Origin of the sequence: Haloimpatiens lingqiaonensis, assembly GCF_901447495.1 — a bacterium.
Taxonomy (GTDB): domain Bacteria; phylum Bacillota; class Clostridia; order Clostridiales; family Clostridiaceae; genus Haloimpatiens; species Haloimpatiens lingqiaonensis.
Genome location: NZ_CABDWS010000018.1, coordinates 39,281 through 46,224 on the forward strand (window position 1 = coordinate 39,281; position 6,944 = coordinate 46,224).

The following is a 6,944-nucleotide window of genomic DNA, read 5'->3' on the forward strand; positions in this document are numbered from 1 at the left end:
GTATAATAAATGCTCCTACAGTTAAATATAAGGAATTTTGCATTAATAAGAGACATAAGTGTATCCTTTGAAAAGGGATTTAATGTACTACTTGGTGAAACTGGTGCGGGTAAATCTATATTAATTGATGCTATAGATTATGTATTAGGTGGAAAGTTTGAAAAAAGCTTAATAAGAATAGGAGAAAATAAAACTTATGTAGAAGCTATTTTTTCTATAGAAAATGAAAATACCAGAGAAATATTAGATAAAAAAGGTATAGAGTATGAAGAGGATATTCTTATAATAAGCAGAGAAACTTTTCAATCTGGTAAAAATGTGGCTAAGGTCAATGGCAAAAGTATGATTTTATCTGATTTAAAGGAAATTACCACCTGCCTTCTAGATATACATGGCCAACATAAAAATCAAAGTCTATTAGATAGTAGCAATTACATAGACTATTTAGACTCCTATGGTAGAGAGAAAATAGAGAAGTTATTAAGTCAGTATACAATTTATTATAACCGATTAAAAGAAATAGATTCTAAGATAGATGAATTAATAGGTGAAACAGGAGAAAAAGAGAAATTAGTAGATTTTTTAAAGTATCAAATAGATGAAATTAATAAAGGAAACTTAAAAATAGGTGAAGAGGAAGAACTAGAGGAAAAATTCACCAATCTATCAAACTATGAGAAGTTAAATAAAGCTTTAGGAAGTTCCTATGCTTTGTTAAATAGTGGAGATGGAGACAGTTTAGCTATTTGTGATGCAATAAATTTGGTTTTAAAAAATATTAAAGAGGTAGAAAACTTTTCTGAAAGATTAGGGAAGATATATAGCTTTTTTGAAGAAACTTATTATAATATTCAAGAGGCTGCAGAGGACTTAAGAGATATAGTTGATAATTTATATTATGATCAAGAAGAATTAGAAATAATTAATAAAAGAATGTACGAAATAGATAACTACAAAAGAAAATATGGCAACTCTATAAAAGAAATATTAGATTATAGAGAAGAAATGAATTCTAAATACGAAGAAATGATTAATTATAAGGAAATAGTAGAAGGATTAAATAAAGAAAAGAAAAAAATAATAAGTAATATGGAAGAAAAAAGTGAACAAATTCATATTATAAGAAGTGATTTAGCAAAAGATTTGGAAGAAAAAGTTAAAGAGGAATTAAGCTACGTGGGATTAGATAAAGCAGATTTTAAAATTAATGTGCAGTATTCTAGGGAATTTAATGAAAAAGGAAGAGATATTGTACAGTTTTTAATATCCACTAATCCAGGACAGCCACTTAAGGAGTTAGCAAAGGTAGTGTCTGGTGGAGAACTATCAAGAATAATGTTGTCTTTAAAAACAGTATTTATTGATAAGGACGATATACCATCTATAATTTTTGATGAAATTGATACAGGTATAAGTGGAAGAATAGCCGAGAGAGTTGGAGAAAAAATGTACATGGTATCTACAAAGCATCAAGTATTTTGCATAACTCATTTACCTCAAATAGCAATTATGTCTGATAATCATTACTTAGTTCAAAAAAATGTGGAAGAAAATGAAACTTATACCAATATAATTAAAATATCTGAAGATGACAAAGTTAAAGAGATAGCAAAGATGATTAGCGGTAGCAATTTAACAGATTTAGCTTTAAAAAATTCTAAAGAACTTATAAATAATGGCTATAATAAAAAACATAGTTTATGCAAAAAATAAGACTACAGTTTAATGTAGTTTTATTTTTTTATATAAAAATAAATTTTATATAAAAATAAGTTGTTTAAATTTGACTTTTTAAATTTTTTTCAATAATATTCTAAAGAAAATTAACACAGAAATATTATAAAATTTTAATAAGTATAATAAATTAGTTTATTAATAAATCATTGACTTTTAAAGCATTAAAATTATAGCATAAGAAGATTACTAAAAGGGTAACTTAAAATTAAATAAAGAGTTAGGAGGAGATAGAATGGACAAAAAAATAAATAAATCCATTATGATTTTAATAGCTCCTTTCTTCTTTTTTATTTTAAGTTTCCAGTATAAAATATATCCTGGGTACTTAAACATATCTGCTGTTAGTGCCAAACCTAATATTCAGGTCTATCCCGGAGGCCAGCCAATAGGAGTTAAATTAAATACTAAAGGTGTTTTAGTTGTGGGGCTATCCAATTTAAAGGGAACGGATGGAAAAATGCATAACCCTGCCAATGATAACGGTGTAAAAGCTGGAGATATAATAATTGCTATCAATGGAATGGAGGTAAATACCTGTGAAGAAGTTTCAAAAAAAATAAAAGAATCGGAAGGTAAGGGTTTGGATTTAACTATACAAAGAAAAGAAGCTAAAATAAATAAAACCTTGGTGCCTATAAAGACTTTAGAAGAAGGTAAATATAAAATAGGATTATGGATAAGAGACTCTACTGCAGGAATTGGAACATTAACATTTTATCATTCTGAAACGGGAAGTTTTGGTGCCCTAGGTCATGCTATAACTGATATGGATACAGGTGATATATTAAAAGTAAGAGAAGGAAAGATAATATCATCATCTATAGTATCAGTAAAAAAGGGTGTACGAGGTGAACCAGGAGAATTAAGGGGAATATTTACTGATGAAAATAATAATTTGGGTAGTATACAGTACAATACTAATTGCGGTATTTTTGGTAAATGTCAAGAGCAATTAATAAATAAAAGCTTTAATAAACCTATGAGTATAGCTTATAAAAATGAGGTTAAAACAGGAAAAGCACAAGTTTTAACTACCATAGAAGGCGAAGAGCCTAAACTTTATGATATAGAAATAGAAGAAACGTTAAATCAAAGAGAACCAGGACCAAAAAGCATGGTTATAAGAATAATTGATAAAAGACTATTAAATACCACTGGAGGAATAATTCAAGGAATGAGTGGAAGTCCAATTATCCAAAATAATAAAATAGTTGGAGCAGTAACTCACGTACTTGTAAACAAGCCTGATGTAGGATATGGAGTATATATTGAGTGGATGCTTAAGGATTCAGGTATTCTAGAGAAATAATGGTGGAAAAAGTATATTAAAAATAGTAAAATAAGAGTAAAAGAAGTTTAAAATTGATTCTTTTGCTCTTATTTTATATAATTTTTTTTTACAGGAAGGAATCGAAGTTTATTTGTCGAATAGTATTGTTAAGATATGGTAATTATTTATAAGGGAGCGTGTGAAATGGAGGATTCAAGAATTAATGTAGTTATTGCAGATGATAATAAGGAATTCTGTAATATCTTAAATGATTATTTAATGAGCCAAAGAGATATAATGGTATCAGGAATAGCAAAAGATGGATTAGAAGCATTAAGATTAATTGAAGAAAGAGAACCGGACTTGGTAATATTAGATATAATAATGCCTCATTTAGATGGATTGGGGGTATTGGAAAGAATTAATAGCATGGAAATGAAAAAAATACCTAGAATAATAGTATTATCTGCTGTGGGTCAAGATAAAATAACTCAGAGAGCAATAAATTTGGGAGCAGATTATTATGTGGTAAAACCTTTTGATATGGATGTATTTATAAAAAGAATAAGACAAATGTTTAATAATACCATATCTAATTGTGATATTGTAAAAACTAATAATCGTTATCCAAAAGTAGAATCTAATATGAGTGATGAAAATAAACCAGTGGATTTAGAAACAGAAATAACAAATATAATTCATGAAATAGGAGTTCCAGCACATATTAAAGGTTATATGTATTTAAGAGAAGCTATAACTATGGTGGTAAACAATATAGAGTTGTTGTCAGCGGTTACAAAGGAATTATACCCATCCATTGCTAAAAAGTATAATACTACCGCTAGTAGAGTTGAAAGGGCTATAAGACATGCTATTGAAGTAGCTTGGAGCAGAGGACAAGTTGATACAATTAATAAGCTATTTGGCTATACTATACACAATGATAAGGGCAAGCCAACAAATAGTGAATTCATTGCTATGGTAGCAGACAAGCTAAGACTTAAAAATAAGGTTTCTTAAGCCGCATGGTTGATGGATTTGTTAATTTTTTATATGGATAGACTATAGAAAAATCCCTATGGAACAGGTGGTTGGTATTTTGTCAAATTTATATTAAAAAACCAACTAACTGTTTTTTAGGATAACAAACTAGTTATTAGATAAGCCTATAAACACTTCTATTATCAACTGCAGAAATGTATTTGAAAATGGAGGTGTTATTTTATTATGCAAAATTATTAAAATTGAAGAAGTATTTTTAGTATAATTAAAATAAATGATATATTTGTATTAAGAGAATAAATTTATACTTCAGCATGAATAAGTGAAGATAAAGTTAATGGTGACGCTGTTTTGTATATATACATAATATATAGAGAGGTGGTATATATGAAAATAGCAATTGACATGGGACATTGTGTATCTGGATATGATTTAGGTGCACGAAGTTTAGGGATTAAGGAAGAGTTTTTGACTAGAGAGGTTGGAAGAGAAGTAATAAAAAAACTTGGATTTAGGAGTAGAGGGATTAAAGAAGGAAGTTGGATATATGTTGTGAGAAGGACTAAATGCCCAGCTATGCTTATTGAAGTTTGTTTTTTAGATAATAAAAGTGATATGGACATGTATAGAAGTTTAGGTAAAACTAAAATTGCAGAAGCAATTGTGAAAGGGTTAGAACTGGAGGATTTAAATTCCCAAAAGGATATTATACAAAGTGATCCTATTCCAGAGTATAGGAAAAATAATATGGTTTTAAGGTTTCAAAAACAATTAAATATTCAATTTAATGCTAAGCTTGTAGAAGATGGCATACTAGGTCCTAAAACTTTAGCTGCCTTGGTTAATGTTAAAAAAGGCGCTAAAGGTGAAATAACCAAAATAATTCAAGAAATATTGCAGAAAAAAGGATATAATTTAGGTTCAGCAGGTGTAGATGGTGTATTTGGACAAATTACTGAAAATGTAGTGAAGGCTTTTCAAAAGCGTAGAAATCTAGTGTCAGATGGTATAGTAGGTATAAATACTTGGAAAGCTTTACTTGATTAAAGATAAGTAATATTCCTCCTTGGTTTATCATAAATATAATATGACGATAAACTGAGGAGGATTTTATATATGATAAGTAATGTTGAAAATAATTTGAATAGGCATATAAAAGAAAATACTTGGTTATACGTGGGAAGTATAGTATGCATTTTAATAGGAATGTTTTTGGGGGTGTATTGCGTTAAATATATGGGACAAGCTGAAAAAAACACTTTGTATGAGTATTTAAATAAATTTGTAGAAAATATATCCCTAACTAGTGCTGAACCTAAAGAAATTTTTATTCAAGCCATAAAAAATATTCTTCCAATGATTTTAGGTATATGGTTTTTGGGGTTAACTGTTATTGGAATACCTATAATATTGATAATAGATATGGTAAAGGGATTTACCTTGGGATTTTCTATAAGCTCCTTAATAAATGCTTTAGGAATGAAAGGTATTTGGATGAGCATATTTGGACTTATCCCACAAAATATAATATATATACCCTGTATAGTATTTATATCTGTTTTGGCTATGGAGTTTTCATTATCTATGGTTAAAAACCGATTAAATAAGCAGTGGACCACAAATGTCATTAGTAAAATAGCTTCTTATTCAGTCATAGTAATGATTTGTACATTAATATGCTTTATTGGTTTTTTTATAGAGGGATATATAGTACCTCATATAATAAAAATGATACTTTAAATTTTTAAATTTTAAATTCTATTGAAAAAATAATGAAATTAGTTTAATATATTCTATGAGAGATTAGGTGATTACATATGAATGAGTTAAATTTAATAGAATATGTAGAAAATTTGAGAAAAAAGAAATTAAGTGAAAATACCATAGAGGCATATAAAAGAGACATAAAAAGATATATAAAATTTTTAAGTGCCAGAGATGAAAAAATAAGCGAAGTAGATACAATAACTATAATGGCTTATGTTCAGGAACTTCAAAAGGGAAAAATGGCCAATAGTTCTATAGTGAGGAGTATAATTTCTATAAGAGGATTTTATGTATTTTTAATGAGTAAGGGAATAGTGGATGAAGATCCTACGTATAAATATGAAGTGCCTAAAGTTAAAAGAGATATACCAAAGGTATTGACGGTAGAAGAAGTAGATAAACTTTTAAATATGCCGGATTTAAGTAGCCATAAAGGTATAAGAGATAAGGCAATGCTTGAGGTTATGTATGCTACAGGTATAAAAGTAACAGAACTGTTAAATTTAAATATTTATAGTATAAATTTAAAATTAGGATATATAAAGTGTAAAGGAACTAAGGAAAAAGAAAGAATAATTCCCATAGGTTCCTATGCATCAAATTGTATTGAAGAGTATTTGAAAATAAGGTCTAGCTTTAATGTAAACAATTTAGATTATTTATTTTTTAATTCGCAAGGAACTAAATTAACAAGGCAGGGATTTTGGAAAATCATAAAGGAATATGCTAAGGATGCAAAAATAGAGAAAAATATAAATTTATATACTTTAAGACATTCTTTTGCTGTGCATTTGCTTCAAAATGGAGCAGATATAAGAATAGTGCAGGAATTATTAGGACATACAAGCATAGCAGCTACACAAATATATAGCAGTATTTCTAAAAAAAGTAGGATAGCAGAGGTATATAATAAAACTCATCCTAGGGCATAATTATAATGATAATATATTTACCATATGGATTTTAATTAAAATAATTTGATTATTTGATAAATTAAATACTTTATCAAATAATCATAATATAAATTTTATATAAAAAAATAAGCAATTTGGTAATATGTCAAGAACAAAATAAAAGAAAAATGAAATGATTTCTTTAAAAAAGGGTAACCTTAACAAGCATACAGTCCAATAAGAATGTATGTTTGTATAATTATGAAATTTAATCT

The 6,944-nt window shown here is 27.6% G+C and carries 6 protein-coding genes; all 6 read left to right on the forward strand.

Annotated elements, in window-relative coordinates:
* The first annotated feature begins 9 nt into the window (after positions 1–9).
* The 6 genes from recN (at position 10) to xerD (ending at position 6,708) form a co-directional block, all read left to right on the forward strand.
* On the forward strand, positions 10–1,713 hold the full coding sequence (recN, locus tag FGK85_RS05450; RefSeq protein WP_138204498.1) for a DNA repair protein RecN: 1,704 nt from the start codon (positions 10–12) through the stop codon (positions 1,711–1,713).
* A gap of 283 nt (positions 1,714–1,996) precedes the next feature.
* Positions 1,997–3,046, forward strand: coding sequence for a SpoIVB peptidase (gene spoIVB, locus FGK85_RS05455; protein ID WP_423244907.1), 1,050 nt, complete (start codon positions 1,997–1,999; stop codon positions 3,044–3,046).
* A 165-nt stretch (positions 3,047–3,211) separates the two neighbouring features.
* Positions 3,212–4,027, forward strand: coding sequence for a sporulation transcription factor Spo0A (spo0A, locus tag FGK85_RS05460; RefSeq protein WP_138204502.1), 816 nt, complete (start codon positions 3,212–3,214; stop codon positions 4,025–4,027).
* Positions 4,028–4,396: 369 nt separating this feature from the next.
* Positions 4,397–5,056: an N-acetylmuramoyl-L-alanine amidase gene (locus FGK85_RS05465; protein ID WP_138204504.1), complete on the forward strand. Its 660-nt coding sequence runs from the start codon at positions 4,397–4,399 to the stop codon at positions 5,054–5,056.
* A 69-nt stretch (positions 5,057–5,125) separates the two neighbouring features.
* Entirely contained in the window at positions 5,126–5,749 is a 624-nt protein-coding gene (gene spoIIM / locus FGK85_RS05470; RefSeq protein WP_138204506.1) for a stage II sporulation protein M, read from the forward strand.
* Between the two features lie 77 nt (positions 5,750–5,826).
* Positions 5,827–6,708: a site-specific tyrosine recombinase XerD gene (gene xerD, locus FGK85_RS05475; protein WP_138204508.1), complete on the forward strand. Its 882-nt coding sequence runs from the start codon at positions 5,827–5,829 to the stop codon at positions 6,706–6,708.
* Positions 6,709–6,944 lie beyond the last annotated feature (236 nt).